Source organism: Microbacterium phyllosphaerae (genome assembly GCF_050628115.1).
Lineage (GTDB): Bacteria > Actinomycetota > Actinomycetes > Actinomycetales > Microbacteriaceae > Microbacterium > Microbacterium phyllosphaerae_A.
The window spans coordinates 1667316-1687068 of the sequence record NZ_CP192502.1; the positions used below are offsets into that span (position 1 = coordinate 1667316).

At 68.6% G+C, this 19753-nt stretch carries 18 protein-coding genes; 13 read left to right on the forward strand and 5 right to left on the reverse strand.

Annotation, left to right across the window (positions count from 1 at the left end; translation table 11 throughout):
- Nucleotides 1–79 precede the first annotated feature (79 nt).
- The 7 genes from ACQ4LY_RS07745 to ACQ4LY_RS07775 all read left to right on the forward strand — a co-directional run bounded on the left by ACQ4LY_RS07745 (nt 80) and on the right by ACQ4LY_RS07775 (nt 6333).
- Nucleotides 80–1687 carry a sugar ABC transporter ATP-binding protein gene (locus ACQ4LY_RS07745; protein WP_431075441.1) on the forward strand — a complete coding sequence of 536 codons (1608 nt, stop codon included), beginning with the start codon at nt 80–82 and terminating at the stop codon, nt 1685–1687.
- Nucleotides 1684–2751 (forward strand): ABC transporter permease, encoded by a 1068-nt coding sequence (locus tag ACQ4LY_RS07750; protein WP_431075442.1) that lies wholly within the window; start codon nt 1684–1686, stop codon nt 2749–2751. The genes ACQ4LY_RS07745 and ACQ4LY_RS07750 overlap by 4 nt, the downstream gene beginning before the upstream one ends.
- Entirely contained in the window at nt 2748–3785 is a 1038-nt protein-coding gene (locus tag ACQ4LY_RS07755) for an ABC transporter permease (RefSeq protein WP_431075443.1), read from the forward strand. The genes ACQ4LY_RS07750 and ACQ4LY_RS07755 overlap by 4 nt, the downstream gene beginning before the upstream one ends.
- 163 nt (nt 3786–3948) lie before the next feature.
- Entirely contained in the window at nt 3949–4239 is a 291-nt protein-coding gene (locus ACQ4LY_RS07760) for a type VII secretion target (RefSeq protein WP_431075444.1), read from the forward strand.
- Nucleotides 4239–5552, forward strand: a complete 1314-nt coding sequence (locus ACQ4LY_RS07765; RefSeq protein ID WP_431075445.1) for a putative T7SS-secreted protein — start codon at nt 4239–4241, stop codon at nt 5550–5552. The genes ACQ4LY_RS07760 and ACQ4LY_RS07765 overlap by 1 nt, the downstream gene beginning before the upstream one ends.
- Nucleotides 5549–6049, forward strand: coding sequence for a hypothetical protein (locus tag ACQ4LY_RS07770; RefSeq protein WP_431075446.1), 501 nt, complete (start codon nt 5549–5551; stop codon nt 6047–6049). Before ACQ4LY_RS07765 ends, ACQ4LY_RS07770 begins: the two co-directional genes overlap by 4 nt.
- Nucleotides 6049–6333: a WXG100 family type VII secretion target gene (locus ACQ4LY_RS07775; RefSeq protein WP_431075447.1), complete on the forward strand. Its 285-nt coding sequence runs from the start codon at nt 6049–6051 to the stop codon at nt 6331–6333. The genes ACQ4LY_RS07770 and ACQ4LY_RS07775 overlap by 1 nt, the downstream gene beginning before the upstream one ends.
- A gap of 1 nt (nt 6334) precedes the next feature.
- Here ACQ4LY_RS07775 and ACQ4LY_RS07780 read toward each other — a convergent pair whose 3' ends face one another.
- From ACQ4LY_RS07780 to ACQ4LY_RS07795, 4 genes are all read right to left on the reverse strand, one after another.
- On the reverse strand, nt 6335–8203 hold the full coding sequence (locus ACQ4LY_RS07780; RefSeq protein ID WP_431075448.1) for a glycoside hydrolase family 127 protein: 1869 nt from the start codon (nt 8201–8203) through the stop codon (nt 6335–6337).
- Nucleotides 8200–9090 (reverse strand): carbohydrate ABC transporter permease, encoded by an 891-nt coding sequence (locus tag ACQ4LY_RS07785; RefSeq protein ID WP_431075449.1) that lies wholly within the window; start codon nt 9088–9090, stop codon nt 8200–8202. The genes ACQ4LY_RS07780 and ACQ4LY_RS07785 overlap by 4 nt, the downstream gene beginning before the upstream one ends.
- 17 nt (nt 9091–9107) lie before the next feature.
- Nucleotides 9108–10013, reverse strand: a complete 906-nt coding sequence (locus ACQ4LY_RS07790; RefSeq protein WP_431075450.1) for a carbohydrate ABC transporter permease — start codon at nt 10011–10013, stop codon at nt 9108–9110.
- Nucleotides 10014–10094: 81 nt separating this feature from the next.
- A complete protein-coding gene (locus ACQ4LY_RS07795; protein WP_431075451.1) occupies nt 10095–11393 on the reverse strand; it encodes an ABC transporter substrate-binding protein in 1299 nt (432 codons plus the stop codon).
- A 188-nt stretch (nt 11394–11581) separates the two neighbouring features.
- Here ACQ4LY_RS07795 and ACQ4LY_RS07800 point away from each other — a divergent pair, with 188 nt between their 5' ends.
- Nucleotides 11582–12604 (forward strand): LacI family DNA-binding transcriptional regulator, encoded by a 1023-nt coding sequence (locus ACQ4LY_RS07800; protein WP_431075452.1) that lies wholly within the window; start codon nt 11582–11584, stop codon nt 12602–12604.
- 89 nt (nt 12605–12693) lie between these two features.
- Here ACQ4LY_RS07800 and ACQ4LY_RS07805 read toward each other — a convergent pair whose 3' ends face one another.
- Entirely contained in the window at nt 12694–13539 is an 846-nt protein-coding gene (locus tag ACQ4LY_RS07805) for an NAD-dependent epimerase/dehydratase family protein (RefSeq protein WP_431075453.1), read from the reverse strand.
- Between the two features lie 57 nt (nt 13540–13596).
- Between ACQ4LY_RS07805 and ACQ4LY_RS07810 the strand changes: the two genes are divergently transcribed.
- The 5 genes from ACQ4LY_RS07810 (at nt 13597) to ACQ4LY_RS07830 (ending at nt 19729) form a co-directional block, all read left to right on the forward strand.
- The gene (locus tag ACQ4LY_RS07810; RefSeq protein ID WP_431075454.1) at nt 13597–14610 is read left to right on the forward strand and encodes a LacI family DNA-binding transcriptional regulator; all 1014 of its coding nucleotides are present in this window, start codon (nt 13597–13599) and stop codon (nt 14608–14610) included.
- A 295-nt stretch (nt 14611–14905) separates the two neighbouring features.
- On the forward strand, nt 14906–15592 hold the full coding sequence (locus tag ACQ4LY_RS07815; RefSeq protein ID WP_431075653.1) for an L-ribulose-5-phosphate 4-epimerase: 687 nt from the start codon (nt 14906–14908) through the stop codon (nt 15590–15592).
- Entirely contained in the window at nt 15589–17199 is a 1611-nt protein-coding gene (locus tag ACQ4LY_RS07820) for a xylulokinase (protein ID WP_431075455.1), read from the forward strand. Before ACQ4LY_RS07815 ends, ACQ4LY_RS07820 begins: the two co-directional genes overlap by 4 nt.
- 47 nt (nt 17200–17246) lie before the next feature.
- A complete protein-coding gene (gene araA, locus ACQ4LY_RS07825; RefSeq protein ID WP_431075456.1) occupies nt 17247–18770 on the forward strand; it encodes an L-arabinose isomerase in 1524 nt (507 codons plus the stop codon).
- Nucleotides 18770–19729 (forward strand): aldose 1-epimerase family protein, encoded by a 960-nt coding sequence (locus ACQ4LY_RS07830; protein WP_431075457.1) that lies wholly within the window; start codon nt 18770–18772, stop codon nt 19727–19729. Before araA ends, ACQ4LY_RS07830 begins: the two co-directional genes overlap by 1 nt.
- The last annotated feature ends 24 nt before the right edge of the window (nt 19730–19753 follow it).

A 19753-nucleotide genomic window follows, 5' to 3' on the forward strand; every position in this document is an offset into this window, starting at 1 on the left:
GACGCCGGAGCGATCCGGCATCGAGCCCGGGTGGCGCAGATTCCTGCGCCACCCGGGCTCTCCCGGACGGAGAGACAGCATGAACGAAGAACTGCCCATCGTCGAGATGCGGGGCATCTCGATCGAGTTCCCCGGAGTGAAAGCCCTCGACGGGGTCGATTTTCGCCTCTTCCAGGGCGAGGTCCACGCGCTCATGGGAGAGAACGGCGCGGGAAAGTCGACTCTCATCAAGGCGCTGACCGGCGTCTATCCGATCGATTCCGGATCGATCGTCGTCACGGGCGCCGAGCGCAGCTTCGCCGGCGCCGGAGACGCGCAGGATGCCGGGATCTCGACGGTGTACCAGGAGGTCAACCTCGCCCCCAACCTCTCGATCGGCGAGAACGTCATGCTCGGGCACGAACGGAGAGGCGTGTTCGGCATCAACTGGACAGCCACTCATCGCGCCGCGACCGATGCCCTCGAGCGTCTCGGACTCGGACACCTGGACACACGCAAGCCGCTCTCCACTCTCTCGATCGCTCTGCAGCAGCTCGTGGCGATCAGTCGGGCGATGGCGATCAAGGCCAAGGTGCTCATCCTCGACGAGCCGACGTCGAGCCTCGACGCCGCCGAGGTCGAGGGTCTCTTCGCGGTCATCCGATCGGTGCGCGATCAGGGCGTCGCCATCCTCTTCGTCTCGCACTTCCTCGACCAGGTCTACGCGATCAGCGACCGGCTGACGGTGCTGCGCAACGGGCAATACCAGGGTGAGTACCTCACCCGTGACCTCGACAGGCACGCACTGATCTCGACCATGATCGGCAAAGACCTCGACACGTTGAAGTCTCTGGGCGGAAACCGTCGTCGCGCGCCGCGGGACGCCGACGAGAAGCCACTGCTCTCGGCATCCGGCATCGCCAGGCGCGGGGCGGTCGAGCCGACCGACCTCGACATCCGTCCGGGAGAGGTGGTCGGCTTCGCCGGCCTGCTCGGGTCCGGACGCACAGAACTCGCGCGACTGCTCTATGGGGCCGACCGCGCCGACGAGGGCGCGATCGAGTTGCACGGACGACACGTCGAGCTGCGCTCTCCCGCTGACGCGCTTCCACGCCGGATCGCCTTCTCGACCGAGAATCGACGCGACGAGGGGATCATCGCAGACCTGACCGTGCGCGAGAACATCATCCTCGCAGTCCAAGCCGAGCGCGGCTGGGCGCGGCCGATGAGCCGCAAAGAACAGGATGCTCTCGTCGACCGCTACATCGCGCAGTTCAACGTCCGCCCGGCCGACCCCGATCGGATGATCAAGAACCTGTCCGGTGGCAACCAGCAGAAGGTGCTGCTCGGGCGGTGGCTCGCCGCACAGCCCGAGCTGCTGATCCTCGACGAGCCCACGCGCGGCATCGACGTGGGAGCGAAGGCCGAGATCCAGGAGGCCGTGGCTGAGCTCGCGGAAGACGGCGTCGCCGTGGTGTTCATCTCGTCCGAGCTCGAAGAGGTCGTCCGGCTCTCGGAACGGATCGTCGTGCTGAAGGACCACCGCAAGATCGGCGAGATCCAGAACGGCCCCGACGTCACCGCCCAGGTGATCGTCGATGTGATCGCCGCACACGGCGTCGATGCCGCGGCGGACACGCTCGACGACGCCGACGGCTCACTGCCGGATACGATCGGCCACACGACTGACAAGGAGGCGGCGCGATGACCGCGGCAGCCGGCACCACCCTCTGGCGGGACCTGATCCACAAGCCGTTCTTCTGGGGCATCGTCGCGATCCTCGCGCTGCTCGCGCTGAACGTCATCAAGGACCCGACGTACCTCGCGCTCTCGATCAACCCGAACAACGGCAACCTCGTCGGCAACCTCATCGACATCCTTCGCCAGGCGGCGCCGATCATGATGATCGCCATCGGGATGTCGCTCGTCATCGCCACCGGTGGCATCGACCTCTCGGTCGGATCGCTCATGGCGGTCGCCGGGGCGGTGTCGATGGAGTTCCTCAGCGCCGCCGGCGACTCGTTCGGGGCTGCGCTCGCCGCGGTCGGGCTCGCGCTCGTGATCACCGGCATACTCGGAGCGGTCAACGGCATCCTCGTCGCCTACGTCGGTCTGCAGCCCTTCATCGCGACGCTCGTGCTCATGCTCGCCGGACGAGGCATCGCCAAGGTGATCACGGGCGGACAGAACACCACAGCCTCCAACGACGCCTTCCGGTGGATCGCCAACGGCTTCGTGATCGGCATCCCCGTGGTGTTCATCCTCGCCGTGCTGATCGTGATCGCCGTCGGCTGGGTCGTCAGGCGCAGCGCGCTGGGTCTCATGATCGAGGCGATCGGCATCAACCCCCGGGCCAGCCGCATGGCGGGCATCAAGCCGAAGGGCCTGCTGCTCACCGCGTACATCATGAGCGGCATCCTCGCCGGGATCGCGGGCATCATGTCGGTCGGCAGCGTCATGACCGTCGACATCTCCCGCACCGGATACCAGCTCGAGCTCGACGCGATTCTCGCGGTCGTGATCGGCGGGGCATCGCTCGCGGGCGGAAAGTTCTCGCTCAGCGGTGCGTTCGTCGGTGCGCTGCTCATCGCGACACTCGACAAGACCGTGCTGTATCTCGGCGTCTCGTCGTCGGCGACCCCTGCTTTCAAGGCCATCGTGATCGTCATCCTGTGCCTGCTGCAGTCGCAGCGGGTGCGCAGCTGGTTCCGCTCGCGTCGCAAGACCCGACCGGTCGAACAGATCGTCTCGAAGGAAGAGGTGTCCGCATGAGCGTCATGACCGCCGCCCCGGCCCCGCACGCGACAGAGACCCTCGTCGACCGCGCGCGACGCATGATCACGGCGAACCCGTCGGTGCTGCCGACCATCGCCTCGGTCGTCATCTTCGTCGGCATGGTGATCTTCGGTGAAGTGGCCTACGGCCGCATCCTGCAGTTCAACACCGTGTCGAACCTGCTCATCAACAACGCGCATCTCATCGTTCTCGCGGTTGCGCTGACCTTCGTGATCCTCACCGGCGGCATCGACCTCTCGGTGGGGTCGATCATCGCCGTCTCGTCGGTCGCCGGGGTGATGCTCTCGAATGAAGGATGGAACGCCTTCGCCGTGATCGTCGCGATGATCGGCATCGGCGTTCTCTTCGGCATCGTCTCGGGCGTGCTGATCCGGTATTTCAACGTGCAGCCGTTCATCGCGACGTTGGCGATGATGTTCCTCGGGCGCGGCCTCGCCTCACTGCTCAGCACCAAGCCCGAGCGTCTGGGCGAGGAGTCCCCGATCCGCTGGATCGGCACGCAGCTGAAGATCATCGACGGGCCCAAGGTCAACGACCTCGTGATCACTCCCGCGGTGATCGTCGCGGTCATCGTCGTGGCCGCCGCGTTCTTCGTGCTGCACCGCACCCGCACCGGGCGCACCGTCTACGCGATCGGCGGCTCCGAGAGCTCGGCCCTGCTGATGGGCCTGCCCGTGCACCGCACGAAGGTGCTCGTCTACGTGATCAGCGGCGGCCTCGCAGGTCTCGCCGCGGTGCTCTACACCGCGCGACTCGGCACCGCGCAGAACATCACCGGCATCGGATGGGAGCTCGACGCGATCGCGGCGGCAGTCATCGGCGGCACCGTGCTGACCGGCGCCTACGGCTATGTGCTCGGGTCGGTGGTCGGTGCGCTGGTGCTCGGCCTGATGAACGTGCTCATCACGCGAGACGGCGGCATCCCTCCCGAGATGACGACGATCATCACCGGCGGCATCCTGCTCGTGTTCGTGCTGCTGCAGCGTGCCGTGACGCGCAAACGGGAGTAGCTTCCGTTCCTGAATGGCCCCATCTCTCATCGAGGTGGGGCCATTTGCGTGTCTGGTGCACGCCTCGCTGCCGCATATCGGAAGACCGGTATACGTGACGCGAAGCAACGATACGTCCTCATATAAGGACGTATCGTTGTCTTTCGTGACCTGGAGGGGCGCGATGACAGATGTGGAGACTGACGAGCTACGAGCTTTCGCGAAGAAGGCGTCGAGCCTGCGGGGTGACTTCGGTTCGGCGGTGGTCGCGCAGTCATCGGGCCTCGGGGTCGGTTCGATCACCGCAGCGGTGGCTCGTTTCGGTGACGTCTGGACGACGTCGCTGGGGCGTCGTCTCGCGGATGTTGACATGCTGGCTGAGAACCTGCGCCAGACGGCTGAGGTGTTCGACCGGGGCGATGAGGCGTCGAGCAGCGAACTCGACCAGATGATCTGGGCCGAGAGCGACTACTGATGCCCGAACTCGGGATGACGACGGATCCGGTCGCGCTGGTGCCGGGCTCGTACGCCGCCGCGCATACGGTGGCGTCCGCGTGGCGGTCGCGGTCTGAGGCGGCCACGGCGCTTCGCGACGGGTTGCGTCGCCTCGAGGTTGATGTCGCGTGGACAGGGTACCCGTACGACAAGTACCTCGAGCGGGCGGACTACGTGCGGTCATCGTGGGAGAAAACCGGCGAGCAGCTGATGAGCGGGGCGGCCGCGCTCTCGGCCTACGGCGACGCACTGCAGTGGGCGCAGGACGAAGCCGCGCACGCGATCGACCTGTGGGAGCAGGCGGAAGCAGCGACGATCACGTCGCGCGCGGCGCACCGGGTGAAGGTGCGTGAGCTGGAGCGCGACCTTCACCTTCGACACGTCGACCTCGACGTCCCGTTCATCGATGGCGGGGCGGACCTGCGCGCACAGGCGGTCGACGTGCTGACGAACGCGCGCAGTGTGCTAGATCGCTACGCCGTCGACGCCGCCAACGCCATCCACGACGCGGCGGATGCCGCGCCCCTGCAGACACCGAAGCAGGCGGACAGCGCGAAGAACTGGGCGGTCGCCGGAGCGATCGGCGCGGTCATGTTCGAGACCGCCGTGCTCAACCCGGCCATCGAGCAGCTGAACTTCATCGCCTCGATGGGCACCGCGCTGATCAACCACCCCGACATCCTTCTGGAACTCCTCGGCGGAGTCGCGCTCGTGGTCGGTGGCGGCACGATGATCGGCGGCGGAGGTGCACTCGCGCTCACCGGAGTCGGTGCAGCGCCCGGTGGCGGCCTCGCCTGGGCCGGCGTGGGCGTCGCCGGGGCCGGACTCGCGGCTGCCGGGCACGCCGGAACCCGATGGATGAACGAGGCGACCGGCGACGACGCGGTCTCCATCGCTCAGCGGCCGCCGCCGCATCCCGATTACCCGGGTCGCGACGTCAAGGGGCACTGGAACGGCGACGGGCAGCGCCCCTGGGTCGACACCGAGAAGATAGGCCTCGACAAAGTCTCTGACGATATTGGACAGGAAGTTGTTCGTGACAAGGTGCGGGCGTCCATCGAGGGGTACCATCACAAGCCCACTGCGACGTCAGACCAGGTTAGGTACTTCGACGGCTTCTTTGAGAATGCCGATGGAACCTACACTGGCGTCGAGATCAAGGGTGGATCCGGGAGCCGAAGCGCAGCCCAGGAAGGATTTGACAGCACAGTCAGTCCTGAGCGCCCCGCCACTGCTATCTACAACGGCAAACAGATTGAGATCACGAGAGTGATCCTGGAGACGGTGAAATGAGCCAGCCCACACACATTCGACAGATAAACGGCTCTATGCGTGGCGCACTCGTCGACTATGTCCGCCCCTATCCGGAACAGATTCAGTTCTCTCTGAACCAGATGAATGGGTCGTCGACTTGGGCATGGAGCCTGTGGCGGGCACCTGAGGGCGCGAATCTGCTTGCCGATATCCCCTTCAGCGAGGAGTACATGCAGTGCGCCGGCACCGCCGATGCACTGGCGCTGGAGGTTCGCCGCATCGAGGCTGACGGCACCCCCCACCAGTACGCGATCGGCAAGCCCGGCGGCGACCGCACCGGGGAGCCCACCGAGGTGATCCACTACGACGACGGTCGCCACAGCACCACTGTCTACCCGCACGAGGTCTTCACCGCCGACGAGGCGGCGGTCGTCTTCTACACGTACTTCCTCACCGACGACGTGTCTCAGCCGTACGAGCTCCGCGATCTGCACCTGAGCTGGCCGAAGCCCCAATCCGACGCGGGCACCAGCTGATGCGCATCCGCGTCGAACACGAGCCGCTCGCCCAGTCGATCGCGATTCTCGCCGACACCGTGCAGCAGATCCGAGCGCTTCTCGAAGACCTGGACTCCGAGGCTTCCGGGCTGGGGCAGCTATGGGCCGGGCACGCCCAAGAGGCCTACGGTCGCGCTCACCGCGAATGGAACGAGTGCGCCGATGCGATGCAGACCGCTCTCACCAGCGCCGCGACTGCTGCCGCCCGCGCGCAAGCGCGCACTCGCGAGGCCGAAGCCCACGTCGCGGGCCTCTGGAGCTGACTCACTCCGTCGGGATCCAGACCCGCATGGTCGACGGACCGCGCCGAGCCCAGTCGTGATAGGCGATCAGCGGGGCGTCGACCGTCTCGCCGGTCGAGCGATGCCGCACCGGCAGCACCACGTGACCGTCGCGCTCGACGGGCTCTCCGGCCACGACCGCGTCGCCGACATCGGCTCCGAGATCGATCGACTCCAGCGCCAGGACCTCGGGGCCTCGCTCGATCACGACGCTGCCGCGAACCGCATCGACCATCGGATGCGGCGACGTGGCGCGCGCCACGATCGGCAGGTTCAGCTCGACGAGGTCGCCAGCACGGAACGCACGAGCGACGTCGAACGCACCCGCAGGTGCGGGGGACTCCGTGACCTCGCCCGGGCTGTGCACACGCACCGTCGCGCCCTCGGCCCACGACGGTACCCGTAGCGTCAGCGTGAACTCGGCATCCTCCGTGATCGTGACCCGCACATCGCCGTCGGCCGGATACCCCGTCGCCACGTCGAACGCGACGATCCGCCCGTCGGGCAGCACCGTGCGCACGGTCGACGGCGCGTACTGGTGCAGCTGCACGCCGTCATCATCCGCCGTGGCCAGATAGGCGGCGAGACTGGCGAAGGTTCGCGCCACGTTCGGCGGGCAGCAGGACACCTCGAACCAGGGCGCGCGCAGCGACGACGAGGCACGCGGCGACGTGGCATCCGGATCCGCCGGAGTCCCCGGCGTTCGCTGGTGCAGAGTGTTGGCGTAGAAGAACGAGCGCCCGTCGTCGCCGGGCGAGGTCGCGACGACGTTGAAGAGGGTCCGCTCGATCAGGTCTGCGTACTGAGCCTCACCGGTGGCGAGCAGCAGCCGCCACGAGAACATGATCGAGCCGATTCCGGCGCAGGTCTCGGAGTAGGCGCGATCCGGCGGCAGCTCCCAGTCGTCGCCGAACGCCTCGTCCTGATGGTGCGACCCCTGGCCACCCGTCACATAGGTGCGGCGCTCGACCGTGCGATCCCACTGCGCGCGCAGGGAGTCGAGCAGCGACTCGTCCGACAGCTCGGCGGCGACGTCTCCCGCAGCCGAGGAGAGATAGTTGGCTCGCACGGAGTGCCCTCGCAGTGCCTCGGCGTCTCGCACCGACACGTCGTCCTGGAAGTATCCGCGACCCCATTCGATCTCACCGAGCGACCCGCGGCCGTGCCGCTCGACGAACAGGGCGGCCTGGTCGATGTACCGCTGCTCGCCGAGTGCTCGGCCGAGTTCCGCGAGACCCACCTCGACCTCGGCGTGCCCGCAGATCGCGTCGCGTCCGTCTGCGCCGAACTCGCGGCAGACGAGGTCGGCGGCACGGCGGGCGATGTCGATCAGCCCGTCGTCGGCATCCGGCCTCGTGCGCACCCGGGCGACGGCCGCCTGGAACAGGTGTCCGAGGCAGTAGAGCTCGTGCCCCCACTGCAACGCCGACCAGCGCTCGCCCTGACCGTCGCGGCCGAACATCGTGTTGAGGTAGCCGTCGGGATCCTGCGCGGCGGCGACCCGGTCGACCACGCGGCGGAAGCGCCGCTCGATGTCGCCGTCGGGCGCGGCATCCGTCCGTCCGATCTCCCACGCCAGAGCCTCGAGGTACTTGTAGATCTCGGAGTCGGCGAACTCGCGCCCGCGCCGCCCTGCGGGAAGGGTGCCGGCGGCGGCGAGATCGAAGTTCGGCAGCCAGCCCTCCGATTCGAGTCGCGACTCGATGTGGGTGAGCGTGGCCGAGCCGTTGACGTCCTGGCGGTCGCCCCAGAACCCTCCGGTGATGTGCACCTCGCCGAGGCCCAGCGGGCGCAGTCGTCCGTGCGTGGGAACCACGGGAGCGGCGGGTGTGGTGGTGTCGAACATGGTCATCCCTTGAAAGCGCCGGACATGAAGCCGCGCACGTAGTGTCGTTGCAGGATCAGGAAGAGCAGGATGCAGGGGAGAGCCAGCACGACGACCCCCGCCTCGGTCGCGCCGTAGTCGACGACGCCCTGCACCTGCCCTCGGAGGTTGGCCACCGCGAGCGGCAGCGTCATTCGGTTGGTGTCGTTGATGAGGATCAGCGGGGCCATGAAGTCGTTCCACGCCGTGAGGAACGCGAAGAGCCCGACCGTGACGAGACCCGGCTTGACCGCGGGCAGCAGCACCCGCCACAGGGCGCCCCAGCTGGAGCATCCGTCGACCATCGCGGCCTCGTCCATCTCGCGCGGGATCGACTCGAACGAGATGCGCATCATGAACATCGAGAACGGCAGCTGGAACATGGTGATCACGAGTGCGACGCCGACGAGCGAGTTCTGCAGGCCGACCGCGTTGAGGATCACGTACAGCGGAATGAGCAGCGTCGCGTACGGCACCATCAGGATCGCGAGGGTCAGCAGGAACAGCGCGTTCTTGCCGGGGAACGAGAAGCGCGCGAACGCGTAGCCGCCCAGCAGCGAGATGAAGAGCGTGAGAGCGACGGTGAGCACCGAGACGAAGAGCGAGTTGCCGAGGTACACCCAGATGCCGGCCTGGTATTCGCCGAGAGCAGCGTAGTTGCCGAAGCCCCAGCCGTCGGTCTGGCTGGTGCCGGGCATCGGGCTGACCGACGAGACGCCGGTCCAGATGAGCGGATAAAGGAAGATCACCGCGAGGGCGGTCGTGAACACCCAGTACGGGATGCCGAAGACGACGCGAGCGGCCTTCGAGCGGTAGCGCGGCGCGGTGGGCTGATGGTTCGGAGCGACGATGGTGCGGGTCAGTGTCTGTGACATGATTCTCAGCTCTCAGCTCAGTTCTCATCCGGGCGGCGGAACGCGCGCAGCTGGAAGACGTTGATGACGATGAGCGCCAGCAGCACGATCACCGAGAGGGCGCCGGCGATGCCGAGGCTGTTCTGCCCCTGGAACGCGACGTTGTAGATCAGCTGCACGACGGTCATCGTGCTGTTGTCGGGGCCGCCCTTGGTGAGGATGTAGAACTGCTCGAACGCGAGCAGCGACCCGGTCACACACATCACGGTCGTGAGCGCGAACGTCGGCTTGAGCAGCGGCACCGTGATGTCGCGGAACGTCTGCCACCGGTTCGCGCCGTCGATGCGGGCGGCCTCGTAGACATCGTCGGGGATGCCCTGCAGGCCCACCAGCATCAGCAGCATGTAGAAGCCCGCATAGCGCCAGACGATCAGGAAGATCGTCGACCACAGTGCGCCCTCCGGCGTGCCGAGGAACGTGATTCCCCACGACTTCATGAGGTTCGCGAACGGGCCGGCGATGGGGGAGTAGAGCACGTAGAAGAGCAGCGAGGCGGATGCGAGACCGAGGGCGCTCGGGATCAGGAACGCCGTGCGCAGGAACCCCTTCCATCGGGTGGACTCCTGCACGAGCAGGGCCAGGCCGAGCCCGAGGCCGATGAGGATCACGGTCGTGATGACGGTGTAGAGCAGGGTGAAGCGGATCGAATCCCAGAAGAGGCGGTGCGTGACGGCATCCGCGTAGTTCTCGGGAAAGTTGATGCCCTGGTTTCCGCTGAGCAGCGGCCAGTCGGAGGCCGACATCTGCACCACCAGCACGAGCGGCACGATGAACAGCAGGGCGACGAAGATCGCCGTCGGGGCCGCATACAGCCAGCCCTGCACCGGGCCGCCGAAGGCGGTGCGCCGTCTTCGGCGACGCAGCGGGAGTGTGGCCTGGGTCATCACGTTCTCTTTCGATCGGAGGTGCGGGGGCGTGCGGGAGGGATGCGGGGGCTGCGCGATGCGCGCCGCCCCCGCGATGGGTCACTGCGACAGGATCGCGGTGATCTCCTCGTTGTCCGTCGGCACCGAGTCGTCTCCGTTCAGCACCGCGTTGCGCACCAGCGTCAGCCACGGGCTGCCCGGAGCGTTGAACGCCTGCTGGAAGTTCAGCGCCACCGGGGTGTCGCCTTGGGCGGCGACCTCGTTGATCGTCACGAGGCGCGGGTCGGCCGCGGCGTACTCGTTGTCGGCCAGGTCGCCGCGCGAGACGGCGTTGCCGTCCTTCGCGAGCACCTCGACCTGGGCATCCTCCGACATCATCCAGTTGAGGAAGTTCCAGGCCTGCGCCGCCTTCTTCGAGTCCTTCGAGATGCCGATGCCGTCGCCGCCGACGAAAGTCGAGGCGCCGCCGTCGACACCGGGGATGCCGGCCACTCCCGCGTCGAACTCGAGAGAGGGGAGGAGGGTCGCCGGGAACGGCATCACCCCGACCTTGCCCTCGCTGAATGCGGCGGTCCAGGTGGGGCCGGCCTCATCGGTCGAACTCGGGAGGATCGCTCCGGCATCCTGCAGCTCTGCCCACGTGTCGTAGACCGCCTGGGCGGAGTCGCCGTCGAGCAGGGATTCGGTGCCGTCGTCGCTCATGACCTCGTCGCCGGATGCCCAGATCGAGGGGAACCAGGTGAAGACCAGGCAGCCACCGCAGTTGAGGCCGGTCGCCGTGCCGTACGTGTCGGGCTTGTTCAGCGCCTGCACGGCCATGGCCGCCTCGGCGAACTCCTCGAGTGTGGCGGGCGCCTTCTCAGGATCGAGACCGGCCTCGGCGAAGAGCTCCTTGTTCCAGAACAGCATCGAGAGGTCGAGGGCGAAAGGCAGCACGTACTCGGCGCCGTCGACTGTGCCGGCCGACAGATGGCCGGGGTTGATCTCGTCCTTGAAGTCGAGGGCGTCGATCTGCTCGGACATGTCCTGGAACAGACCCTGCTGCGCCCAGTTGGGCACGTAGACGATGTCGGCGGCGAACAGATCGGGCAGCCCGCCGGACCCGGCCGCCGCGCCGACCTTGGCGACGTAGTCGTCGTTGGGGACGACTGTGAGCTCGACCTGGTTCTCGTGGCTCTCGTTGTAGGCGTCGACGAGCAGCTTGGCCTGACGCTCGATGGGCGCGCGGGTCCACAGCGTCAGCGTGGTGCCGTCATCCGTGCCCTCGGCGGGGATGGGTTCGTTCGTGGCGGTGTCGTCGGCGGCGGGTGCGCAGGCGGCGAGGCCGCCGACGAGCAGGCCGGCCGCGACGACGGCGGCTGCTGCCCGACGTGCGGCGTGTGTACGGGTGGTGTTCATGGGCGGGGGCTCCTCTGGGCTCGTCCTCGAGCGGATGCGGTGCGGCGCTTCGACAGTGCAGCGCCGGGTGGAGATGAGGTGGAGATCGGGTTCTCCGAAATCTACGAAAACCCTTTCGAAAGGTATAGCGTGGTTTCAGCGGGGGCGTCAACCCTCGTTCCGATAACCTTTCAGCAACAGGGAGTGGGATGAGCGACACGACGGCAGCACGGGCAGTGACCCTCGGCGACGTCGCCGCGCGCGCCGGAGTCTCGATCTCGACGGCGTCCAAGGCTCTGAACGATCGGGGTGACGTGTCGGCCGCCACTCGCGCCAAGGTGCGCGCGATCGCCGAGGAACTCGCGTTCACGCCCAACGCCATGGCGCGAGGACTGCTCGCCGGCCGCACCGGAACCGTCGGCCTGCTCACCAGCGACCTCGAGGGTCGCTTCATGATCCCGATCCTGATGGGAGCCGAGGATGCCTTCGGCGCCGGGCGCATCAATGTGTTCCTGTGCGATGCGCGGGGTGACGCGATCCGCGAGCAGCACCACCTGAAGGAGCTGCTGAGTCGCCGGGTCGACGGCATCATCGTCGTGGGCCGGCAGACCGACCCGCGGCCCTCTCTCGGTCAGGAGATCCCGGTGCCGGTCGTCTACGCCTACGCGCCGTCCGACGACCCGCGAGACCTGTCGCTGACCCCCGACAACTACGCCGGAGGGCGTCTCGCGATCGAGCACCTGCTGGCCTGCGGACGGCGGCGCATCGCCCATATCTCCGGCGACCCGAGCTATGCCGCAGCCCAGGACCGCCTGGCCGGGGCCCGAGCCGCGCTCGGCGAAGCGGGGCTCGAGCTCGTGGGTGAACCGATGTTCTCGGAGTGGACCGAACACTGGGGGCGGGATGCCGCAGCGATGCTGCTGCAGCGGCATCCCGACATCGACGCCGTGTTCTGCGGTTCGGACCAGATAGCTCGCGGCGTGCTCGATTCGGCGCGGGATCTCGGACGCACGGTGCCCGACGACCTCGCCGTGATCGGCTACGACAACTGGGAAGTGCTCGCGACCAACGCCCGGCCCGAGCTCACCAGCATCGACGCGAATCTGCAGCAGCTCGGGCGTCAGGCGGCGTTGCGGGTGTTCGACGCGATCGACGGCATCGACGTCGGCGAGGGCGCGCACCATCTTCCGGTGCGTCTCGTCATCCGCGGATCGACGATCGCCCGGCGCTGAGCCTCCTCCTCGGGCCTTCGAATCGCGCAAATGGCGCTTTTTCTTGGCGAAACAGCGCCATTTGCGCGATTCGAAGGCGGGCAGCCCGGTCAGACGTGGTCACGCCAGGAGTGCTGCGGGTCGAACCCCAGGATCCGACGGGCCTTGTCGATCGAGAGCAGCGTCTCATTCGGCCCGAACTCGCGGGCGACCGCAACGTCGGGGAAGACCTCGGCGAGCAGCTCGGCGTTCGGGCGCGTCATGACCGTGTCTGCCGCAGCGATGATGAAGTTGTCGAACCCTGGCGCTGCGACCTCGAGCGCGCGCTCCACGGCCTGCGCGCCGTCGCGCGCATCGATGTACCCCCACAGGTTCCACTTGCGGCGCAGGGCGTCGGCGTCGAAATCGGGGAACTCTGCGTAGTCCGCCGGGTTCATCACGTTCGAGAACCGCAGCGCCGTGATCGAGAGGTCGGGGTGCCAGCGCACGAGCTCCCTCGCGAGCTGCTCCTCGAGCGTCTTGACCAGCGAGTAGACCGATTCCGGGCGCGCCGGGTAGTCCTCGTCGACGGGCACGTAGGGCGGCGGCACGTCGAACGGCAGGCCCAGCACGGTCTCGCTCGAGGCGTAGACGACGCGCCGGATGCCGAGGCGCACCGCCGCCCAGAAGACGTTGAACGTGGCCGGCATGTTGTTGTGGAAGGTGGCGACATCGCTGCGGATGCCGGGAGCGGGGATCGCGCCGAGATGCACCACCGCGTCGATGCCGTCGTGCCGGTCGCCGACGGCCGTGAAAGCATCCACCACCTGGCCGTAATCCGTGAGGTCGACCTGCACGAAGTCGGGGCCGCGCGTGCCTGCGACGTCCATGCCGATGACCGCGTGGCCGTGGGCGCGGAGCTCCCGCGCGACGACGCTGCCGAGCTTGCCCGATGATCCGGTGAGTGCGATGCGCATGTCACCAGAGTGGCACGAAGGCGAGGCGGTGGGGCCGCTCGGCATACACTCGTCGGCGTGAGTGACACGAGCAGCGAGCCCCGCCGCACCGTCGGCGTACGCGACGTCGCAGTGCTCGCCGGGGTGTCTCGGCAGACGGTGTCGCGGGTGCTGAACGATCACCCGGAGGTCGCCGCCGAGACTCGGGAACGGGTGCTCGCCGCGATGGCCGAGCTCGGTTACCGCATGAACAACGCAGCCCGTGCGCTGGGCACCCGGCGCTCCCGCACCCTCGGAGTGCTGGCCACCGACGCGCTGCACTACGGTCCGTCGCGCAGCATCGCCGCGCTCGAGGCCTCGGCCCGCGAGGTCGGCTACTGGTTGAGTGCGGCCTTCGCGGATGCAGGGGATGCGGATGCCGTCATCGCCGCTGTCGACCACCTCGTCATGCAGGGCGTCGAGGGCATCGTCGTCGTCGCGCCACACGCCCACACCCTCGACGCGCTCGATGAGGTGCGCATCGGTGTTCCCGTCGTGACCCTGCACGCCGCCGACCGGGGTGCCCGTGGTCTCTCGGTCGATCAGGCGGCCGGAGCCCGGCTCGCGGTCGCGGCGCTCGCCGATGCCGGGCACACCCGCATCGCGCACCTCGCAGGCCCCGCCGACTGGCTCGAGGCTGAGTCCCGCGCCGAGGGCTTCGCGGCCGAGATCGCAACGCGAGGGCTCGCCGCCGGCCCGGTGTTCGAGGGCGACTGGACCGCGGGCTCGGGTTACGCGGCGGCCGACGCCGTGCGCGGGTCGGGCGTCACGGCCGTGTTCGCGGCCAACGACCAGATGGCGCTCGGGCTGCTCGGAGGCCTGCACGAAGCGGGTCTCACCGTGCCTGGCGACATCAGCGTGGTCGGCTTCGACGACACCCCGGACGCCGCCTATTACTGGCCGAAGCTCACGACCGTGCGACAGGACTTCTCGGAGTTGGCGCGCCGTGCGGTCGCGGCGGTGCTGGCGGGGAGCGCCGGGGCTGCGGCATCCGATCTCCCTCCCGTGGCGCCGGTGCTGGTGACCCGGGATTCGGTCGCTCCGCCCCGCTGAACGCCGCCCTGCTGAGCGCCGCCCCGCTGAGCGCCGCCTGCTGAACTCCGCGCGGTGCGGTGAGCGCCGACGCGATGCGGGGCCAGTTCTGCACGTGAATACGCCGTATCCGATGCGAAAGTGGCCCCCGCGAGACCGGAGATGCGAAAGTGGCCCCGCACACCGCGGCGCCGAGCGGTCGCCGGTGTCTTGACGGTTCGCCGACCTCCATGACACACTTCTGTGACCGGTCACAGTGACCACCGCCGACCCTGAGGTATCCGTGAGCAACGAAGCCCCCGTCTTCTCCCCTGAGATCGACGCGTCCATCCAGGCCCTCCGCGAGGACGTCGCCCGTCTGCACGGCGAACTGGTCCGCTACGACCTCATCGTCTGGACCGGCGGCAACGTCTCGGGCCGAGTGCCCGGCGCCGACCTGTTCGTGATCAAGCCCTCCGGTGTCAGCTACGACGACCTCGCCCCAGAGAACATGATCCTGTGCGACCTCGACGGCGCCGTGATCCCCGGCACCCCCGGCAGTGAGCGTGCGCCCTCGAGCGACACCGCGGCTCACGCCTACGTCTATCGCCACATGCCCGAGGTGGGCGGCGTCGTGCACACGCACTCGACGTTCGCCGTCGCGTGGGCCGCCCGCGGCGAGGAGATCCCCTGCGTCATCACGGCCATGGCCGACGAGTTCGGCGGACCGATTCCGGTCGGCCCGTTCGCGATCATCGGCGACGACTCGATCGGCCGCGGCATCGTGCAGACCCTCAGCGGTCACCGCAGCCGCGCGGTGCTCATGCAGAACCACGGCCCGTTCACCATCGGAGTCGACGCGAAGGATGCCGTGAAGGCCGCCGTCATGGTCGAAGACGTCGCCCGCACCGTGCACTACGCCCGCGAGGCCGGGCCCCTGATCCCGATTCCGCAGGAGGCCATCGACAGCCTCTTCACCCGCTACCAGAACGTCTACGGACAGAACTCGGACGCCCGACGATGAGCGACACGACCAGCGCCAGCGACACGACCGCCCGCGACGACATCGCCGCCGGCCGCACGAGCCTCGGCATCGAGCTCGGCTCGACGCGCATCAAGGCCTGCCTGATCGGTCCGAACGCCACCGAGGTGCTCGCCACCGGATCGTTCGCCTGGGAGAACCGTCTCGAGCACGGACTCTGGACGTACGCGATCGACGAGGTCTGGGCCGGCCTCCAGGCAGCGTTCGCAGAGCTCGTCGCCGATGCGGAGAACCGCCACGGCGTGCGCCCCGAGACCTTCGGTGCGATCGGCATCTCGGCCATGATGCACGGCTACCTCGCGTTCGACACGCAGGGCGAGCTGCTCACGCCGTTCCGCACCTGGCGCAACACGAACACGGGTGTCGCGGCGGCCGAGCTGACCGACCTGCTCGGTGTGAACATCCCGCTGCGCTGGTCGATCGCGCACCTGCACCAGGCGGTCGTCGACGGCGAAGAGCACGTACCGCGGCTCGACTTCGTCACCACTCTCGCCGGATACGTCCACGCGAAGCTCACCGGTGAGCGTGTGCTCGGTGTCGGCGACGCGTCGGGCATGTTCCCGATCGACTCGGCGACCGGCGACTACGACGACCGGATGCTGCAGGCATACGACGCCCTCGCCACCGACCGCCTCCCCGCGCCGGCCCGAGACCTGCTCCCCCAGGTCCTGCCCGCGGGCGCCGCCGCCGGATCGCTCACCCAAGAGGGCGCAGCCCTGCTCGATCCGACGGGCGCTCTGCAGCCCGGCATCCCGTTCTGCCCGCCCGAGGGCGACGCCGGCACCGGCATGGTCGCGACGAACTCGGTGTCTCCGCGCACCGGCAACGTCTCGGCGGGCACGAGCATCTTCGCCATGGTCGTGCTCGAGCGCCCTCTGGCCGAGGTGCATCACGAACTCGACCTCGTGACGACGCCCGCGGGCGACGCCGTCGCGATGGTGCACTGCAACAACGGCGCCAGCGAACTGGCCGCCTGGGCGGGTCTCTTCACCCGCTTCTCTGCCGCGGCGGGTCAGCCGCTGAGCGACGACGCCGTCTTCGATGCGCTCTTCCGCGAGGCCCTCGACGGCGAGGCGGATGCCGGCGGGCTGCTCGCCTACAACCACCTCGCCGGCGAGCCGATCGCCGGCCTGACCGAGGGGCGCCCGCTGTTCGTGCGCACGCCCGACAGCGCCTTCACGCTCGCCAACTTCATGCGCTCGCAGCTGTACGGCGTCTTCGGCACGCTCGCACTCGGGATGCAGGTGCTCGCCGCCGAGGGTGTCGAACTCGACCGCATGTTCGCGCACGGGGGCATGTTCCGCACCGCCGGGGTCGCGCAGCGCTTCCTGGCCGGAGCCCTCGGTGCTCCGGTCGCAGTGGGCGAACTCGCCTCCGAGGGAGGAGCGTGGGGCATCGCCGTGCTCGCGTCGTACCTCGCTCACGCCGACACGCAGGCCCTCGGGGAGTACCTCGACGGCGACGTCTTCGCCTCGGCATCCCTCGCGGTCGCAGACCCCGACCCCGCCGACGTCGCCGGCTTCACCGCCTACCTCGACCGCTACCGCGCGGGCCTCGCCGTCGAAGCCGCCGCGACCACCGCTCTCTGATCCCCCCGCGAACTCTTCACGCCGACCGGAACACCGAAGGACTTCTCATGCCCCGCACCCCGCTCACCACCTCGCTCGACGGCTACGAGGTCTGGTTCCTCACCGGCAGCCAGCACCTCTACGGCCCCGAGACGCTCGCGCAGGTCGCCGAGCAGTCGCAGGAGATCGCCCGCATCCTCGACGAGGCCGGAGAGGTCCCGGTGACGATCGTCTGGAAGCCGGTGCTGACGGATGCCGCGGCGATCAAGCGCACAGCCCTCGAGGCCAACGCCGACGACCGGGTCATCGGTCTGATCGCGTGGATGCACACGTTCAGCCCCGCGAAGATGTGGATCGCCGGTCTCGACGCGCTGCAGAAGCCGCTCGCGCACCTGCACACCCAGGCGAACGTCGAGCTGCCGTGGGCCGACATCGACTTCGACTTCATGAACCTGAACCAGGCGGCGCACGGCGACCGCGAGTTCGGCTACATCCAGACGCGTCTCGGCGTGCCCCGCAAGACCGTCGTGGGTCACGCGAGCGACCCTCGGGTGCGCCAGGAGATCGCGACCTGGCAGCGTGCGGCGGCAGGCCTCGCGGCATCCCGTTCGCTCAAGCTCGCCCGCTTCGGCGACAACATGCGCTTCGTCGCCGTCACCGAGGGCGACAAGACCGAGGCCGAGCTGCGTTTCGGCGTGCAGGTCAACACGTGGGGCGTGAACGATCTGGCGGATGCTGTGGCCGCGGCATCCGACTCCGAGATCGACTCTCTCGTGGCCGAGTACGAAGAGCTCTACGAGGTCGCGCCGGAGCTGCGCCGCGATGGAGAGCGCCACCAGTCGCTGCGCGACGGAGCCGCGATCGAGATCGGTCTGCGCACGTTCCTCGAGGAGGGCGGCTTCGGCGCCTTCACCACCTCGTTCGAAGACCTCGGCGCGCTGAAGCAGCTGCCGGGTCTCGCGGTGCAGCGCCTGATGGCCGAGGGCTACGGCTTCGGCGCCGAGGGCGACTGGAAGACGGCGATCCTCGTGCGCGTCGCCAACGTCATGGGTGCGGGGCTGCCCGGCGGTGCGAGCCTCATGGAGGACTACACCTACGACATGACTCCCGGCGACGAGCTGATCCTCGGGGCGCACATGCTCGAGGTCTCGCCCTCGCTCACGACCGCGAAGCCGACGCTCGAGATCCACCCGCTCGGCATCGGTGGCAAGGACGACCCGGTGCGCCTGGTCTTCACCGCCGACCCCGGCCCCGCGATCGTCGTCGCGCTCAGTGACATGCGCGACCGGTTCCGCCTCACCGCGAACGTCGTCGAGAACGTGCCGCCGCGCCAGTCTCTGCCGAAGCTCCCGGTCGGCCGCGCCGTCTGGAAGCCGCAGCCCGACTTCAACACGTCCGCCGCCGCCTGGCTCACCGCGGGTGCCGCGCACCACACGGTCATGTCGACGGCTGTGGGGCTCGAGGCGTTCCGCGACTTCGCCGAGATGGCCGAGGTCGAGCTGCTCGTGATCGACGAGGCGACCACGCTGCCCGAGTTCCAGAAGCAGGTCCGCTGGAACCAGGCCTACTACCGACTCGCGCAGGGGCTGTGATGGCGCAGGATTCTGCGCCCGCGGTCGATCTCGCGACCGTGGCGCGACCGCGGTCGGGACGTCAGCTGCGAATCGCCGGGCACGGCTATGAGGCCGTGATCGCGAGTGTCGGCGCCTCGCTGCGTGTGCTCACGTTCGAGGGTCGCGACCTGGTCGTGCCGTTCGATGCCGACGAGGTGCGCCCCGGATACCGCGGCACCACCCTGGCGCCGTGGCCCAACCGCATCGTCGACGGTCGCTACACCTTCGGCGGCGCCGAGCATCAGCTCGCGCTCACCGAACCCGCCCGCGGCCAGGCGCTGCACGGCCTGCTCGCGTGGGCGGAGTTCGAGGATCGTCTCGTGCTCGACGACCGGGTCGTGCTCGCGGCCGTGATCGAGCCGCAGACCGGATACCCGTTCCGCGTCGAGGTCGAGACCGAGTACCACATCGACGCCGACGGCCTTCGTCAGACCGTCACCGCGCACAACCTCGGGGCGGATGCTGCGCCCTGGGGCACCGGTCCGCATCCCTATCTCGTCGCCGGCCCCGACGGCCGGGTGGACGACTGGACGCTCACCCTGCCGGCATCCGAGGTGCTGACCGTGACCGACGACCGGCTGAGCCCGGTGGCGCTCGAGGGTGTGGCCGAGCACCCGCAGTGGGACTTCCGCGCTGCGCGACCGATCGCCGACGTGTTCATCGACCACGCCTTCACCGGCCTCGCCCGTGAAGGAGGCGTCGCCGAGGTGCGCCTGGTGACGGATGCCGGAACCGGCGTCGCGATGACCTTCGACGAGCGCTGCCCGTGGGTGCAGGTGCACACGGCCGACAACCCCGAGATCGACGCGATCCACCGCATCGGCCTCGCCGTCGAGCCGATGACCTGCCCGCCCGATGCGTTCAACTCGGGAACGGACCTCGTCGTGCTCGAACCCGGAGCTGCGCACGCGGCATCCTGGCGTATCACCGCGGTCTGAGGCGCGTCGCCGGGCGTGTCGCCG

Coding starts and splice junctions, on each gene's coding strand:
- ACQ4LY_RS07795 (WP_431075451.1), bottom strand. CDS start 11,393: ATGAACACCACCCGTACACACGCCGCACGTCGGGCAGCAGCCGCCGTC.
- ACQ4LY_RS07790 (WP_431075450.1), bottom strand. CDS start 10,013: ATGACCCAGGCCACACTCCCGCTGCGTCGCCGAAGACGGCGCACCGCC.
- ACQ4LY_RS07765 (WP_431075445.1), top strand. CDS start 4,239: ATGCCCGAACTCGGGATGACGACGGATCCGGTCGCGCTGGTGCCGGGC.
- ACQ4LY_RS07785 (WP_431075449.1), bottom strand. CDS start 9,090: ATGTCACAGACACTGACCCGCACCATCGTCGCTCCGAACCATCAGCCC.
- ACQ4LY_RS07750 (WP_431075442.1), top strand. CDS start 1,684: ATGACCGCGGCAGCCGGCACCACCCTCTGGCGGGACCTGATCCACAAG.
- ACQ4LY_RS07770 (WP_431075446.1), top strand. CDS start 5,549: ATGAGCCAGCCCACACACATTCGACAGATAAACGGCTCTATGCGTGGC.
- ACQ4LY_RS07755 (WP_431075443.1), top strand. CDS start 2,748: ATGAGCGTCATGACCGCCGCCCCGGCCCCGCACGCGACAGAGACCCTC.
- ACQ4LY_RS07780 (WP_431075448.1), bottom strand. CDS start 8,203: ATGACCATGTTCGACACCACCACACCCGCCGCTCCCGTGGTTCCCACG.
- ACQ4LY_RS07820 (WP_431075455.1), top strand. CDS start 15,589: ATGAGCGACACGACCAGCGCCAGCGACACGACCGCCCGCGACGACATC.
- ACQ4LY_RS07775 (WP_431075447.1), top strand. CDS start 6,049: ATGCGCATCCGCGTCGAACACGAGCCGCTCGCCCAGTCGATCGCGATT.
- ACQ4LY_RS07800 (WP_431075452.1), top strand. CDS start 11,582: ATGAGCGACACGACGGCAGCACGGGCAGTGACCCTCGGCGACGTCGCC.
- ACQ4LY_RS07805 (WP_431075453.1), bottom strand. CDS start 13,539: ATGCGCATCGCACTCACCGGATCATCGGGCAAGCTCGGCAGCGTCGTC.
- araA (WP_431075456.1), top strand. CDS start 17,247: ATGCCCCGCACCCCGCTCACCACCTCGCTCGACGGCTACGAGGTCTGG.
- ACQ4LY_RS07830 (WP_431075457.1), top strand. CDS start 18,770: ATGGCGCAGGATTCTGCGCCCGCGGTCGATCTCGCGACCGTGGCGCGA.
- ACQ4LY_RS07760 (WP_431075444.1), top strand. CDS start 3,949: ATGACAGATGTGGAGACTGACGAGCTACGAGCTTTCGCGAAGAAGGCG.
- ACQ4LY_RS07745 (WP_431075441.1), top strand. CDS start 80: ATGAACGAAGAACTGCCCATCGTCGAGATGCGGGGCATCTCGATCGAG.